The sequence below is a fragment of the Achromobacter sp. NPDC008082 genome (genome assembly GCF_042957345.1).
Taxonomy (GTDB): Bacteria; Pseudomonadota; Gammaproteobacteria; order Burkholderiales; family Burkholderiaceae_B; genus Achromobacter; species Achromobacter kerstersii_A.
Genome location: NZ_JBIBIB010000002.1, coordinates 415,956 through 431,154, shown reverse-complemented (window position 1 = coordinate 431,154; position 15,199 = coordinate 415,956). Strand labels below are relative to the sequence as shown.

The window sequence follows — 15,199 nt, the reverse complement described above, 5'->3', positions numbered from 1 at the left end:
CCTCTTGACCGCCCCCGCCGCCCCGCCCCCCTTCATCGTCCTGGATGCCTGCGTCCTCATGTCCGGCATCCTGCGCCGGCTGTTGTTACGCCTGGCGGACGCTGGCGTATTCACGCCGGTCTGGACGGAACGTATCGGCGAGGAATGGCGGCGCAATGCGTCGCGCATCTGGGATATTCCGCCGGAAGTGCTGGCGGAGTTCTGGGCGGAGATGAATGCGCGCTTTCCCGACGCGAACGAGGCCGACACGCAGGTCTACGAGGCTTCGCTGCGCTACAGCGATCCGAAAGATTTCCATGTGATTGCCGCGGGTCTTGCGCGGCGTGCGCGCTGCGGCTTGCAGCAGCCGCCCGTTGTGCAGGTGCTGACGTGGAACCTGAAGGATTTCAATCGTTCGGAATTGCGGCGCCAGGGGTTGGATGTGTACAACCCGGACCGCATGTTGGTGCAGTGGTGGCAAGCCAATGCGGATGCGATGCGCGCGGCGATTGCGCAGATTCCCGACGACTACGTCGCGCTGGGCCGCGAGCCCGAGCCGCTGGCCGCGACCTTGCACCGCGAACGTCTGTACGGCTTGAAAAGCCTGGTGGCGCGCGACGCGGCGCAGGCCGCCTGAGGCGCCAGCCGCCCATCACAAAGCCGCGGCAGCCGTCAGCCGCCGCGATGCCTTTCCATCCTTAATGATCGTGATTGCTGGCCGCGAAACCCGCTGCGTTCAGGATGTCGATCACTTCCAGAATGTGCTCGGGGCCGCGCGTTTGCAGCACGAAATCCACCTCTACATTGCGCACCGGCAATGACGTGAAAGCGCGCTGGTGATGCACTTCGGTGATGTTCGCCTGGGCGTCGGCAATGAGCTTGGTGGCGTGCGCCAAGGCGCCCGGCAAGTCGCGCAAGTCGACGCGGATGCGGGCCAGCCGGCCGGCGCGCACCATGCCGCGTTCAATCAGTTCGCCCAGCATCAGCGGGTCGATGTTGCCGCCCGTCAGCACCAGGCCAATCCGCTTGCCCTTGAAGCGGTCGCTGCCCGCTTCCTGCGCGCGCAGCAGCGCGGCCAGCCCGGCAGCGCCCGCGCCTTCGACGACGGTCTTTTCAATTTCCAGCAGCACGACGATGGCGTGTTCGATATCGGCTTCGCTGACCAGTTCGATGTGGTCCACCAGCTGCGTCACGACGGGCTGGGTCAGTGCGCCGGGCGACTTCACCGCGATGCCTTCGGCGATCGTGTACTGGCCTTGCGGCATGGTGACGCCCTTGACGGCGGCGTACATCGACGGGAAGCGCTCGGTCTGCACGCCCACGATTTCGATGCCGGGCTTTAAGGCCTTGGCCGCGGTGGCCATCCCCGAGATCAGCCCGCCGCCGCCAATGGCGATGACCAGCGTGTCCAGTTGCGGCTGGTCTTCCAGCATTTCCAGCGCCACGGTGCCCTGCCCCGAGATGACGGCTTCGTCGTCGTACGGGTGGATCATGATCAGGCCGCGCGCTTGCGCGAGCTCGTAGCCGTGCGCCTTGGCGTCATCGAACGTGTCGCCCGCCAGCACCACCTCCGCGCCAAAACGACGCGTGTTGGCGACTTTGACGGTAGGCGTGAAGCGCGGCATCACGATCACGGCCGGCACGCCCATGCGCTGCGCATGGTAGGCCACGCCCTGCGCGTGGTTGCCGGCCGACACGGCGATCACGCCCTTGGCGCGTTCCTCGTCGGACAAGGTCAGCATGCGGTTCAGCGCGCCACGTTCCTTGAACGACGCCGTGAATTGCAGGTTCTCGAACTTCAGCCAGATCTCGGCGCCAAAGATGTCGGACAGCGTACGCGACAACGTAAACGGGGTCTTCAGCACCTGGCCGCGCAAGTTTTCGCGGGCGGTCTGGATAGAGGCGATATCGATCACGATGGGTAGATCCGGTTAGCGCACAGGCAGAAAATTAAACAGCAGCAAGCCTTGCGCATAGTTGATCCCGATACGCCGCGAATTCTCGCCGAGCAGGTTGGCGATCAAGTCCAGCCGGCCGATGATGGCGCCGAACTCGCGCTCAAAGCTGAGGTTCGTGGCGTTGGGAGATATTTCGTTGGCCAGCAAAAGCAGCTCGCCCTGGTTGTTGCGTCGCGACGCCAGCAACCAGGCGGCGGCCTCGACGTTCCGAGCGGCATTGTAGACCCGCTGGCCGTCCAACGCGTCGGTGGCGTACAGGCGGGTCTTGCCGTTGTGCGCGGCGATGATGGTGTCGGCCATGCCGTAGATGAAGGCGCCGACGCGGTCGCCGGAATAGTTCGGGTCCAGCGACACGGCCAGGATCTGGATGTCGCGCAAGCCGGATAAGTCGCTAGGCGGAATGCGGACTTCGATGGCGTGCTTGACGCGGTTGACGGCGGTTTTTTGATCGGCCACGCCCGTCTTGCGCCATTCGCGCGGGTTGCGGCGGTAGAGCTTGTCGAGCAGGGAATAGAGGCTCGCCAGGTTGTCGCGCACTTCCAGCGTGACGGTGCGGTTGAAGTCAGTCTGGCCGAACTGGTCGGCGGTCATGGCTTCGCTATTGGGTCCGCGCTGGCCTGGACCGGGGCCGCTCATGCAGCCGGTCAAGAGCGCGGCGAGCAGCGCCGCGGCCGTCGCAACGGCCGGCCAGTTCATCATGCTTGGCTCATCCAATCCCCCCTTTCCTCGCGCAAGACTTTACAGCAAGGTCGGCGAAGTTGGGAGACGTCAGGAGCCTGAAGTCGCAAGAAGATGAATCAGTGCGCCCGCGCGCTTTTGTGGCGCAGCAATAAAAAACGGCGCCTTGCGGCGCCGTTCTTCGTTCAATCAGACGTCAAGCTTATTCAGCTTGCGGTTCCGATTGGGGGGCAGCTTCGGCAGCGGCAGCGGGTTGCTGCGCTTCGATACCGCCAATTGCCTTGATGGACAGGCGCAGGCGGCCCTTGTCGTCGGCCTCGATGACCTTGACGCGGACTTGCTGGCCGACCTTCAGCACATCGTTGATGTTCGCGATGCGGTAGTTGGCGATTTCCGAGATGTGCAGCAGACCGTCGCGGCCCGGCAGCACTTGCACGATGGCGCCGAAGTCCAGCAGACGCAGGACCGAGCCTTCGTAGATCTGGCCCACTTCGACGTCGGCGGTCAGTTCGACGATGCGGCGCTGGGCTTCTTTGGCCTGCGCTTCGTCGACGCTGGCGATCACGATCGTGCCGTCGTCGGAGATGTCGATCTGCGTGCCGGTTTCTTCGGTCAGCGCGCGGATGGTGGCGCCGCCCTTGCCGATCACGTCGCGGATCTTCTCGGGGTTGATCTTGATGGTCAGCATGCGCGGGGCGAAAGCCGAGAGCTCGCCACGCGAACCGTCCAGCGCTTCCTTCATCTTGGTCAGGATGTGCAGGCGGCCTTCGCGGGCTTGCGCCAGCGCCACTTGCATGATTTCCTTGGTGATGCCCTGGATCTTGATGTCCATCTGCAGTGCGGTGACGCCGTTTTCGGTGCCCGCAACCTTGAAGTCCATGTCGCCCAGGTGATCTTCGTCACCCAGAATGTCGGTCAGCACGGCGAACTTGCCGCCGTCCAGGATCAGGCCCATGGCCACACCGGCCACGTGATCCTTGACCGGCACGCCAGCGTCCATCATGGCCAGCGAGCCGCCGCAGACCGAAGCCATCGACGACGAGCCGTTGGACTCGGTGATTTCCGACACGATACGGATCGTGTATTGGAAATCTTCCGGGGCCGGCAGCAGCGGGATCAGCGAGCGCTTGGCCAGACGGCCGTGGCCGATTTCGCGGCGCTTGGGCACACCGATGCGGCCCGTTTCGCCAGTGGCGAACGGAGGCATGTTGTAGTGCATCATGAAGCGGTCGCGGTATTCACCCATGAGCGCGTCGATGATTTGTTCGTCTTGCTTCGTGCCCAGCGTGGCCACGACCAGCGCTTGCGTTTCACCACGGGTGAACAGCGCGCTGCCGTGTGCGCGGGGCAGCACGCCCAGACGCACGCTGATGGGGCGCACGGTGCGGGTGTCGCGGCCGTCGATACGCGGTTCGCCGTTCAGGATCTGGCCGCGGACAATGGCCGATTCCAGCGAGAACATGATGTTGTCGACGGTCACGGCGTCGGGCAGCGGTTCGCCCTTTTCGGCGGCGGCGGCAGCCAGCTTGGCCGACACGTCAGCCGACACTTCACGCAGCTTGGCGGTGCGGGCTTGCTTCTCGCGGATCTGGTAGGCGGCGTTCAGGCCTTCTTGAGCAGCCGAGGTCACGGCGGCGATCAGGGCTTCGTCCTTGGCCGGTGCTTGCCAGTCCCAATCGGGCTTGCCAGCGTCTTTCACCAGTTCGTGAATGGCGTTGATGACGGCCTGCATCTGCTCGTGGCCGTAGACCACGCCGCCCAGCATGATTTCTTCGGACAGCTGTTGCGCTTCCGATTCCACCATCAGCACGGCGTTTTCCGTACCGGCAACCACCAGGTCCAGCTTGGACGACTTCAGTTGCGTAGCGGTCGGGTTCAGCGCGTATTGGCCGTCGATGTAGCCCACGCGAGCGGCGCCGATCGGGCCGTTGAACGGGATACCGGAGATAGCCAGCGCAGCCGACGCGCCGATCATGGCGGCGATGTCGGGGTCGATCTCGGGGTTGACCGACAGCGTGTGGATGACCACTTGGACTTCGTTGTAGAAGTCTTCGGGGAACAGCGGACGCAGCGGACGGTCGATCAGGCGCGAGGTCAGCGTTTCCTTTTCGGACGGCTTGCCTTCACGCTTGAAGAACCCACCCGGAATACGGCCGGCAGCGTAGGTCTTCTCGATGTAGTCGACGGTCAGCGGGAAAAACGTTTGACCCGGCTTGGCCTTCTTGGAAGCCACAACAGTGGCCAGAACAACGGTGTCCTCGATCGACACCACAACGGCGCCGGAGGCCTGGCGAGCGATCTCGCCAGTTTCCAGGACGACCGTGTGCTGGCCGTACTGGAACGATTTTGTCACTTTGTTGAACATGACGATTATTCCTTACAAATGAAAAACCGTGGCCGTCGCGACAATACGTCGCACCGACCACGGTTATTGCGTCATGGGGAGCCAGCCCCGTCGATCACTTGCGCAGACCGAGCTTTTCGATCAGAGCGCGGTACGAATCGGGATTGCGGCCCTTGAGATAGTCGAGCAGCTTGCGGCGACGGCTGACCATACGCAGCAGACCGCGACGCGAGTGATGGTCCTTCATGTGTTCTTTGAAGTGACCGGTCAGTTCGTTGATACGGGCGGTGAGCAGAGCTACCTGAACTTCGGGGGAGCCGGTATCGCCTTGAGCGCGTTGGAATTGCGCAACGATATCGGATTTCTTGATGTCAGCTACAGACATTGATGACCTCTTCGGACATGCGACAGGGCCGAGGTGCCCTGACGTGGTTTGGAAAAAATTTGCGTAGACCCGGCGATAAGCGTTTTTGCTTTCTCACTGCTGCTTCAATAGCTGCCAAGGTACCCACACAGCACACGCATTCATTTGGAATCCGGGCCCGCTTTTGGGGTCACTTTTGCAGCCGGACTGCCGGCGCAAAGCATCTTGCAAAATCAATACATTTGATAAAGCTCGATGATTATAGCTGATTCGCTAGAATTACCCCAGAGACGGTTTCGCCCTTTCGGCAGAGACCGGCAGGCGCCCGACGGGCGTCCACGAGGAGCAGAACATGTCTAAATATTACAGAACAGCCCGCATCGCTCGCATTGCCCTCACCTCGTTAGCCCTGACCGGGCTGGCGGCCTGCGCCAATCTGGCGCAAGTTCAGCCCGGCACGCCTTACGCGGACGTGCTGACGCAATTCGGCAAACCCAACTTTACCTGCCCGCAAGCCGGCGGCGGCCAACGCGTGATCTGGACGCAACAGCCCATGGGCCAATTCGCCTGGGGCACCAATGTGGGCACCGACGGCCGCGTGGGCCCGGTGGTGCCGCTGCTGACCGACCAGCACTTCAAGGTGCTGGAAGTGGGCGAATGGGGGCCGGACCGCGTGCGTTGCGAATTCGGGCCGCCAGCGCGCATCGAAGAAGCGGGCCTGGGCGAAAAGCGCGAAGTCGTGTGGTCGTACCGGTACAAGGAAAACGGCGTCTGGAATTCGCTGATGTACGTCTACATGAGCCGCGACGGCAGCAAGCTGACGCACTTCCACCCCGGCCCCGACCCCATGTACGACGACGAAAGGTTTATGTGGCGTTAAGTTTCTGCCAAGTATTGCTGCCACGTATTCCTGCCACGTATCCCGGCCACGTATTCCGGTCCCGCCTGCGGCCAAGCTGAGCGGCCGGCGCCGCAAAACACAAAACCCGCCAGCAGGCGGGTTTTGTTTTAGCTGCTGCTGTAGAAGCAGCAGCAGCGCAGCGACATCACAAATTTGAATCAGGAAGAATGGCCGCGGCGCTCTTGCGTCAGGCGGCGCGCCTTGTTCCAGCGCCACGCCCACATCACCCAGCCCGACAGGCCATACAGCACGAACAGGCCGAACAGCACGACTGGGGGGTCGCTGGACACGAACACGAACACGGCCACCACCAGCAAGATGCCCCAGAACGGCACGCTGCGGCCCAGCGCGAAACTCTTGCCGCTGAAGAACGGCGCGTTCGACACCATCGTGATGCCTGCGTACATGGTCAGCGTGAACGCCACCCAGGCCATCAGACTGTCATGGATGGGCAGCTTGTTGTCCACCGCCAGCCACACAAAACCCGCCACCAGCGCGGCTGCGGCCGGGCTGGGCAAGCCCTGGAAATAACGTTTGTCGACGACGGCAATGTTGGTGTTGAAGCGCGCAAGACGCAGCGCCGCACCCGCCACATACACAAAGGCCGCCAACCAGCCCCAGCGGCCCAGATCGTTCAAAATCCATTCGTACATGACCAGCGCAGGCGCGACACCAAACGACGTCATGTCGGACAGCGAGTCGTATTGCTCACCAAAAGCGGACTGCGTGTTGGTCAACCGGGCGACCCGGCCGTCCATGCCGTCCAGCACCATGGCCACGAAAATGGCGATGGCGGCGACTTCGAAGCGGTCGTTCATGGCTTGCACAACGGCATAGAACCCCGCGAACAGCGCGGCGGTGGTGAATGCGTTGGGAAGCAGGTAGATGCTTCGGTGGCGGTTCTCGGAATCGCGCATGGAAAAATTGGGCATAGTCTCAATAACTTACAACGGACTGTGAAAGGTTAACCCATCTGGCCCCGCTTGCGGGACAGAGCAAGCCGCGTGCCTGCGCAAAAAGGCCAAGAAAAAAGCGGCATGCCCTCGCAGGCATGCCGCTTTTGACCGGCGCGGCGCGGAGCATGGCCCCGCGCCTGGGCGCATCGATCAGTTCTTGGACTTGTCCACCAGCTTGTTGGCGGCGATCCAGGGCATCATGGCGCGCAGCTTGCCGCCCACTTGCTCGATCTGCGATTCCGCATTGATGCGGCGGCGCGAGGTCAGCGTCGGGGCGCCGGCGGTGTTTTCCAGGATGAACTTCTTGGCGTATTCGCCGGTCTGGATGTCCGTCAGGCACTGGCGCATGGCCTTGCGGGTTTCGTCGGTGACGATCTTCGGGCCCGTTTCGTACTCGCCGAACTCAGCGTTGTTCGAGATCGAGTAGTTCATGTTGGCGATGCCGCCTTCATAGATCAGGTCGACGATCAGCTTCAGTTCGTGCAGGCATTCGAAGTACGCCATTTCAGGCGCGTAGCCAGCTTCCACCAGCGTGTCGAAACCGGCCTTGATCAGTTCGACGGTACCGCCGCACAGCACGGCTTGTTCGCCGAACAGGTCGGTTTCGGTTTCTTCGCGGAAGTTGGTTTCGATGATGCCGGCACGGCCGCCGCCGTTGGCGCTGGCGTACGACAGGGCCACGTCACGCGCGGCGCCCGACTTGTCTTGGTACACGGCCACCAGGTGGGGCACGCCGCCACCTTGCTTGTACGTGTTGCGCACCGTGTGGCCCGGGGCCTTCGGGGCGATCATGATGACGTCGATGTCTTCACGCGGCACGACCTGGCCATAGTGAACGTTGAAGCCGTGAGCGAAAGCCAGGGCAGCGCCGGCCTTGATGTTGGCGTGCACTTCGTTGTTGTAGACCGAAGCGATGTTTTCGTCGGGCAGCAACATCATGACGATGTCGGCGGACTTGACGGCTTCAGCCACTTCCTTGACTTCCAGGCCAGCGTTGGCGGCCTTGTTCCACGAAGCGCCGCCCTTGCGCAGGCCGACGATGACCTTCACGCCCGACTCATGCAGGTTCAGCGCGTGGGCGTGACCTTGCGAACCGTAGCCGATGATGGCGACGGTCTTGCCTTTGATGAGGGACAGATCGCAGTCTTTGTCGTAGAAAACTTTCATGGTTGTGCTCCAGATTCCAGTATTTTGGATATTCGATTAATTCAGATGTAGGGTGCGGCTTGGCCTGGAAGGCCGGTCAAATCTTCAAAATCCGTTCACCGCGTCCGATGCCGGACACGCCGGTGCGCACGGTTTCAAGGATGGCACTGCGGTCCAGGGCCTCCAGGAAGGCCTGTACTTTTTCCTGCACCCCGGTCAATTCGATGGTGTAGGACTTGTCGGTCACGTCGATGATGCGGCCGCGGAAAATATCCGCCATGCGCTTCATCTCTTCGCGTTCCTTGCCAACGGCGCGCACCTTCACGAGCATCAGCTCGCGCTCGATGTGGGCGCCTTCGGTCAGGTCCACCACTTTAACGACATCCACCAGGCGGTTCAGGTGCTTGGTGATCTGTTCGATGACCTCATCGGAACCGGTCGTCACGATCGTCATGCGCGACAGCGTGGAGTCCTCGGTGGGCGCCACGGTCAGGGTTTCGATGTTGTAGCCCCGCGCCGAAAACAGCCCCACCACGCGCGACAGCGCGCCGGGTTCGTTCTCGAGGAGGACGGAAATCACGTGCTTCATGGTGGCCTCCTTACAGGTCTTCAGAGCCAAGCAGCATTTCGGTCAGCCCGCGGCCGGCCTTGACCATCGGCCACACGTTTTCCGTGCGGTCGGTGATGAAGTCCAAAAAGACCAGGCGTTCCTTGTGCTTGCCGAAGGCTTCGCGCAGCGCGGGTTCGACATCCGCCGGACGCTCGATGCGCAGACCCACGTGGCCATAGGCCTCGGCCACCTTGACGAAATCCGGCAGCGAATCCATGTAGGACTCGGAATAGCGCGAGCCGTAATCGATCTGCTGCCATTGCCGGACCATGCCCAGAAAACGGTTGTTCAGGCAGACGATCTTCGGCGTCAGGCGGTATTGATGGCAGGTCGACAGTTCCTGGATGTTCATCTGGATCGACGCTTCGCCGGTGATAACGGCAACGTCGTGTCCAGGGTTGGCCATCTGCACGCCCATCGCGTACGGCAGCCCCACACCCATGGTGCCCAGACCGCCGGAGTTGATCCAGCGGCGCGGCTTGTCGAACTTGTAGTATTGAGCCGCCCACATCTGGTGCTGGCCCACGTCGGACGTGACGAAGGCGTCGCCGCCCGTCACTTCCCAGAGCTTTTCCACCACGTACTGCGGCTTGATGACTTCGTCAGAGTTGGCGAACTTCAGGCATTCCTTGCCACGCCAGGTCTCGACCTGCTCCCACCACTTGGTGATGGACGCGGGCTTGTGCTCGGCGGCCGCCACTTCATATTGGGCGGACAGGTCGGCCAGCACATCCTTGACGTTGCCCACGATCGGGACGTCCACGCGCACGCGCTTGGAGATCGACGACGGATCAATATCAATATGGATGATCTTGCGGGCGTTCTGTGCGAAGTGCTTGGGGTTGCCAATCACGCGGTCATCGAAACGGGCGCCAATGGCCAGCAGGACGTCGCAGTGCTGCATGGCCATGTTGGCTTCGTACGTGCCGTGCATGCCGGGCATGCCCACGAACTGGCCGCTGCTGGCCGGGTAGCCGCCCAGACCCATCAGGGTGCTGGTGCAGGGCGCGCCCAACTGCGACACAAGCTTGTTGAGCTCGGGCGCGGCGTTCGACAGGATGACCCCGCCGCCCGTGTAGATCATCGGCCGCTCGGCGGCCAGCAGCATCTGCACGGCTTTCTTGATTTGCCCCTGGTGGCCCTTGTTGACGGGCGCGTAGGAACGCATCGAGATCTCGCCCTTGGGCGGCGTGTATTTGCACTGCGCGACGGTGATGTCTTTGGGGATATCCACCAGCACCGGGCCCGGACGGCCCGTGCGCGCAATATAGAACGCGCGGCGCATGGTTTCGGCCAGGTCCTTGACGTCACGCACCAGGAAGTTGTGCTTGACGCAGGGACGCGTGATGCCGACGGTGTCGCACTCCTGGAAGGCGTCCTCGCCTATGGCCGCAGTGGGCACTTGCCCGCTGATGATGACCATGGGGATGGAATCCATATAGGCGGTGGCGATGCCGGTGACGGCATTGGTCACGCCCGGGCCGCTGGTCACGAGGCAGACGCCAACCTTTTGCGACGAGCGCGAATAGGCATCGGCGGCGTGCACGGCGGCTTGCTCGTGACGAACCAGGATATGCTGAAATTTGTCTTGCTTGAAGATCGCGTCGTAGATGTAAAGCACTGCGCCGCCGGGATAGCCGAAAACGTGTTCCACGCCCTCATCGGCCAGGCAGCGCACGACGATATCGGCGCCATTCATTTCCATGTTGTATTTCCTTTCAGTACCGGCCCTGCAACCCTGACTGCTGCTCGCCCGGATACGGCGGCAACGGAACCCATACCGGCTACGACAACATGATCCGGCGCTTAGCGGCTCACGGAGCCACGCCACCCGGACACCTTGCCGACCCGGCACACGCTCGACAGAACGCAGTGCAAACGCCCCTTGGGGACGCTGGAGGTCGAAATGGAAGCTTTGGCAACACACGCTTGTGGCGCGGCCAACAGCAGGTATCACTGCGGCAGGATGGCTGGGAGGTGACCCTGGCCAACTTGCCTCAACGCGCCGGTATCGGATAGGCAGACCGACGCAAGAGATGGAATTTACCGCGTTGCGTCAAAGGTAGCAAATCGATGTTTCGGGACCGTTGCACGGGCGACGCAGTGGCGCTGCCAGCGAACGCCCGGCAGCCATCTGGCCCCAGATGCATCGCCCCGCACGCCGCCGCCCTTCGGGCGCTTGCCGCCCGCGGAGAAAGCGCTTTTCCCTTGGGTCAACCCCGCCGGGAAAGGCCCTAAGCCTGGGGCACATCTATATACTTGCCGCATCGCGAAAACGAGCCCACCGCCCCATGGATTTGCGCATTGCCAGCATTCGCCGTTTCCTCTACAGCCATTACTTCTTCGGAGGGGTGCGCCAGGGGGTCGGCATGCTCTTGCCCGTGCTGGTGCTGGGCGGCCTCTTTGGCAACTACACGACGGGCCTGGTCGCCACCTTCGGCGCGCAGTGCCTGGCCATCATCGACCAGCCGGGCGGGCCGCAGCGCCATCGCACGAACGAAATGCTGGGCGGCGCGGCGCTGGGAACCATCACCGTCATCATCACGGGCCTGGCGTCCACGCATCCCATCCTGATCTGGCTGGTGGTCATTGCGCAGTGCTTTGTCTATTCGATGTTCACGGTGTTCGGCAAACGCGGCGGGCTGATCGGCTTTGCCGGCCTGCTGCTGATGACCTTGACGATGCATTCGCCGCTGGAACCGCACGAAGTTCTGGCGCACGCCGCCGCCACCTTGGGCGGCGCCCTGTTCTACGTGGTCTTCAGCCTGGGCTTTTCCCGCCTGTTCTGGCTGCGCGAAGAGCAGCAGGCCATGTCGGTAGCGCTATTCGCCACGGCCGATTACGTGGCCGCCCGCGCCGCCTTCTACGATGAAACGTCTGATTTGGATGAAGCCTACCGCACGCTGATCCAGCGCCAGTCCGTCATGACGGAAAAGCACCAGGCCGCGCGCGACATGGTGTTGCGCGCCCTGCCCCGCGGCAAAGGCCTGGGCGACCGGCAGCGCGTGATGATCTGGAATATGTTCGTCGACATGCTTCAGTTGCTGGACACGCTGGTCGCCACCCACACCGACTACGCCACCTTGCGCCGCACGCTGGCCGGCAACGACTGCCTGTTGTTCATGCGCGACGCGCTGGTGAAGATGTCGCTGGAACTGAACCGCATCGCGCTGGATGTGTCGCGCGGCCGGCAGGTGCAGTACCGCAGCAGCGCCAAGGCCGAACTGCGCGCCATCGAATACGAGATCGAACAGCTCAAGCAGCAAGGGCTGGGCGAACGCGAACCCGAAATGCTGGCGCTGATCATCCAGGTGCTGCGCCGGCTGCGCAATTCGGCCCGCATCGTCGACCGGCTGGCGGACCACACGGCGGCCTCGCCGGACGCCAAGCCCACTGACGCCCTGCGCATCAATAAGTCCTTGACGCGATTCATCTCACGCCAGGAATTCCGCTTTGGCCTCTTGACCAGCAACCTGCGGCTGGACTCGCCGCACTTCCGTTATGCGCTGCGCGTGACGGCGGCGGCCGCCATCGCCATGACGCTGGCCAGCCGCTGGCTGTCGCCCGCGTTTTCGGCGCACAACTACTGGATCATGCTGACCATCGTGATCATCATGAAGCCGGGCTTTGCATTGACGCGCCAGCGCAACGGCTGGCGTCTGGGCGGCACGCTGATCGGCTGCATCTGCGCGCTGCTGTTGTTCAACATCACCGACCGGCCCGAGATCCTGTTCGCCGTGCTCTTGGGCGCCTGCGTCATGGGCAACAGCCTGGTGCAGCTGAATTACATGGCCAGCGCCATTTTCAACACGCTGTTCGTGGTGCTGGTGTTCCACTTCGTGTCGCCCGGCACGGTGTCCATGGCAGTGATTGGCGAACGCGCCATCGACACCCTGCTGGGCTGCGCGCTGGCGCTTGTTTGCAGCTACATCCTGCCATGGTGGGAAGCGCGCTATCTGAAGCCGCTGGCGGCTGCCGCCACGCGCGCCAATCGCGAATACCTGCTGGCGGGCCTGCGCTATGTGGAAGCGATGCAATCAAACGGGGTGGCCGCGACGGGGCCTGCGTCTGATGTGCCTGCCGTCATCGACGCCGATCTGGCATGGCGCCTGGCGCGCAAGAACGTGCACATTGCGTTCAGCAACTTTGCCGAAGCGTTCTACCGGATGATGAGCGAACCGAAGTCGCACCAGCTGAGCGTGCCCGAGCTGAACAACCTGCTGATCCAGAACCACGTGCTGGCCTCGCAGATCACGGCGGCAATTCCCATCCTGGCGGCGTTGCCCAAGACGCCCGAAGCCGTGCAGCTTGCCCTGAATGGCATGGTTGATCTGCTGGACGAAAAGCGCCCGCAAATCGCCACGACGCTGCCCACGCAATTCGACACGGAAGGCGAACAAGCCGCGCTGGCCTATCCGCTGAAACAGATGTTGAAGGCGTCACACATGATCCGCCAGGAATTGCAGGCGCTGGCTGACCCGACGCACGCGCCGCCGGTTGCCGCCACCGCGTAGCGCGCAGGCACCGCGCGCGCAGGTTGGGTACAGCGCGCGCCGGCATGGAGAAAAAAGCCACGCCAGCCGCGCGCAACCCATCACGTCATCAATCCGCCAATTTCCGGCGGAACACCAGCTTATCTTCCGTCGACGCCGACGCGTCGTACGCATAGCCTTCCAGATCAAAGCCTTGCAAGCCTTCAGGCTTCGCAACCTTGTGCTGAATCGCATAGCGGGCCATCAGGCCGCGCGCGCGCTTGGCGTGAAAGCTGATGATCTTCCACGCGCCGTTCTTCCAATCCTGGAACACGCACTGCACCACGCGCGCCTTCAGCGTCTTCAGGTCGACTGACTTGAAATACTCTTCGGACGCCAGGTTGACGATGACCGGCGACTTCTTGCCTTCCTGACGCTCGTTCAGGTAATTGGCGATGGCCGACCCCCAGTACTCGTACAGGTTCTTGCCCTTGGGCGTTTCCAGCCGCGTGCCCATTTCCAGGCGATACGGCTGCATCAGGTCCAGCGGGCGCAACACGCCGTACAAGCCGCTCAGGATGGCCACGTGTTCCTGCGCCCATTCCAGCTGCTTGGCCGACAGCGTCGACGCGTCCAGCCCTTCGTACACATCCCCATTGAAGGCCAGCACGGCCTGGCGCGAATTGGTCTGCGTGAACGTGCGCTTCCAGTGCGCGTAGCGCTGCACGTTCAGCTCGGACAAGGCCGGGCTCAGGCTCATCAGGTCGGAAATATCTTCCGCGGTCTTGGTCTTCAGCACCTTGATCAGGCCGGCGGCCTGATCCACAAACAGCGGCTGGGTGTGCGTCTCGATGTGCAGCGGCGAGTCGTAGTCCAGCTTCTTGGCGGGAGAAAGCAACAACAACATTCGGGGATTCCTTTATTAACGCGCCGTCCAGCCGCCATCGACGGAGACAGACGTTCCAGTGATTTGCGCCGCCGCATCCGAGGCCAGGAACACGGCGGTGCCGCCCAGTTGTTCCGGCGTCACGAATTGCAGCGACGGTTGTTTTTCGCTGAGCAGGTCGCGCGCGGCGGTTTCCTGATCAACGCCATTCTTTTCGGCCAGCGCGGTGATCTGCTTTTCCACCAGCGGGGTGCGAACCCAGCCTGGGCAGATCGCGTTGGCGGTGATGCCCTGGCCGGCCGTCTCCAGCGCCGTCACCTTGGTGAAGCCCACCACGCCATGCTTGGCCGCCACATAGGCCGACTTGTTGGCAGACGCCACCAGGCCGTGTGCCGACGCGATATTGATGATGCGGCCGAAACCCTGCTTCTTCATGTGCGGCAAGGCGGCGGCGGTGCCATGGAACACGGCCGACAGGTTCAGCGCCAGAATGGCGTCCCACTTCTCGGCGGGAAAGTCTTCGATCAGCGCGGTGTGCTGAATGCCGGCGTTGTTGACCAGGATGTCGATGCGGCCCATCTGGCGCACGGTGTTCTCGATAAGCTCGCGCACGGCGGCGCCTTTGGACAGGTCGGCGCCATCGTAGATCACCTTCACGCCATGCTTGTCGGCCAAGCCGGCGCGCACTTTTTCGATCTCGGCCGCATCGCCAAAACCGTTCAAGACGATATCGGCGCCTTGTTGGGCGAAGGCCGTGGCGATACCCAAACCGATGCCGCTGGTGGAACCGGTGACAAGGGCGACTTTTCCTTTGAGCATGAGCATTCTCCTGTGATCTGGCAGGTAGGCGGGTAGCAAAGCGGGTTCAAGTGTAGCCGCCCGGCAAGACGGCAATCATGCCATGC

Annotated in this window: 13 protein-coding genes; 3 read left to right on the top strand and 10 right to left on the bottom strand. The window is 62.6% G+C overall.

All coding sequences use genetic code 11. The features are described 5' to 3' along the window. Nucleotides 1-58 precede the first annotated feature (58 nt). Entirely contained in the window at nucleotides 59-616 is a 558-nt protein-coding gene (locus ACFZAI_RS09025) for a PIN domain-containing protein (protein WP_391566595.1), read from the top strand. A 61-nt stretch (nucleotides 617-677) separates the two neighbouring features. Here the strand turns inward: ACFZAI_RS09025 and ACFZAI_RS09020 are convergent, their stop codons facing one another. The 4 genes from ACFZAI_RS09020 to rpsO all read right to left on the bottom strand — a co-directional run bounded on the left by ACFZAI_RS09020 (nucleotide 678) and on the right by rpsO (nucleotide 5,344). Then, nucleotides 678-1,895 carry a threonine ammonia-lyase gene (locus tag ACFZAI_RS09020; protein WP_391566594.1) on the bottom strand — a complete coding sequence of 406 codons (1,218 nt, stop codon included), beginning with the start codon at nucleotides 1,893-1,895 and terminating at the stop codon, nucleotides 678-680. A gap of 15 nt (nucleotides 1,896-1,910) precedes the next feature. Beyond that, nucleotides 1,911-2,636: a hypothetical protein gene (locus tag ACFZAI_RS09015; protein WP_391566593.1), complete on the bottom strand. Its 726-nt coding sequence runs from the start codon at nucleotides 2,634-2,636 to the stop codon at nucleotides 1,911-1,913. 181 nt (nucleotides 2,637-2,817) lie between these two features. After that, nucleotides 2,818-4,980 (bottom strand): polyribonucleotide nucleotidyltransferase, encoded by a 2,163-nt coding sequence (gene pnp / locus ACFZAI_RS09010; protein WP_391566592.1) that lies wholly within the window; start codon nucleotides 4,978-4,980, stop codon nucleotides 2,818-2,820. A gap of 94 nt (nucleotides 4,981-5,074) precedes the next feature. Next, nucleotides 5,075-5,344, bottom strand: a complete 270-nt coding sequence (gene rpsO, locus ACFZAI_RS09005) for a 30S ribosomal protein S15 (protein WP_006223612.1) — start codon at nucleotides 5,342-5,344, stop codon at nucleotides 5,075-5,077. Between the two features lie 331 nt (nucleotides 5,345-5,675). Between rpsO and ACFZAI_RS09000 the strand changes: the two genes are divergently transcribed. After that, nucleotides 5,676-6,203: a hypothetical protein gene (locus ACFZAI_RS09000; protein WP_391566591.1), complete on the top strand. Its 528-nt coding sequence runs from the start codon at nucleotides 5,676-5,678 to the stop codon at nucleotides 6,201-6,203. Between the two features lie 179 nt (nucleotides 6,204-6,382). Here the strand turns inward: ACFZAI_RS09000 and pssA are convergent, their stop codons facing one another. The 4 genes from pssA to ACFZAI_RS08980 all read right to left on the bottom strand — a co-directional run bounded on the left by pssA (nucleotide 6,383) and on the right by ACFZAI_RS08980 (nucleotide 10,695). After that, nucleotides 6,383-7,156, bottom strand: coding sequence for a CDP-diacylglycerol--serine O-phosphatidyltransferase (gene pssA, locus ACFZAI_RS08995; protein ID WP_054424315.1), 774 nt, complete (start codon nucleotides 7,154-7,156; stop codon nucleotides 6,383-6,385). Between the two features lie 174 nt (nucleotides 7,157-7,330). After that, complete coding sequence (gene ilvC / locus ACFZAI_RS08990; protein WP_054424317.1) at nucleotides 7,331-8,347, bottom strand: ketol-acid reductoisomerase; 1,017 nt, start codon at nucleotides 8,345-8,347, stop codon at nucleotides 7,331-7,333. Nucleotides 8,348-8,423: 76 nt separating this feature from the next. After that, the gene (gene ilvN / locus ACFZAI_RS08985) at nucleotides 8,424-8,915 is read right to left on the bottom strand and encodes an acetolactate synthase small subunit (protein ID WP_006223608.1); all 492 of its coding nucleotides are present in this window, start codon (nucleotides 8,913-8,915) and stop codon (nucleotides 8,424-8,426) included. A gap of 10 nt (nucleotides 8,916-8,925) precedes the next feature. Next, complete coding sequence (locus tag ACFZAI_RS08980; RefSeq protein WP_255221298.1) at nucleotides 8,926-10,695, bottom strand: acetolactate synthase 3 catalytic subunit; 1,770 nt, start codon at nucleotides 10,693-10,695, stop codon at nucleotides 8,926-8,928. Between the two features lie 532 nt (nucleotides 10,696-11,227). Here ACFZAI_RS08980 and ACFZAI_RS08975 point away from each other — a divergent pair. Further along, nucleotides 11,228-13,450, top strand: a complete 2,223-nt coding sequence (locus ACFZAI_RS08975) for an FUSC family membrane protein (RefSeq protein WP_391566590.1) — start codon at nucleotides 11,228-11,230, stop codon at nucleotides 13,448-13,450. Nucleotides 13,451-13,538: 88 nt separating this feature from the next. Here ACFZAI_RS08975 and yaaA read toward each other — a convergent pair whose 3' ends face one another. Both yaaA and ACFZAI_RS08965 read right to left on the bottom strand, forming a co-directional pair. After that, entirely contained in the window at nucleotides 13,539-14,315 is a 777-nt protein-coding gene (gene yaaA, locus ACFZAI_RS08970; RefSeq protein WP_391566589.1) for a peroxide stress protein YaaA, read from the bottom strand. Nucleotides 14,316-14,330: 15 nt separating this feature from the next. After that, nucleotides 14,331-15,113, bottom strand: coding sequence for a 3-hydroxybutyrate dehydrogenase (locus ACFZAI_RS08965; RefSeq protein WP_391566588.1), 783 nt, complete (start codon nucleotides 15,111-15,113; stop codon nucleotides 14,331-14,333). Nucleotides 15,114-15,199 lie beyond the last annotated feature (86 nt).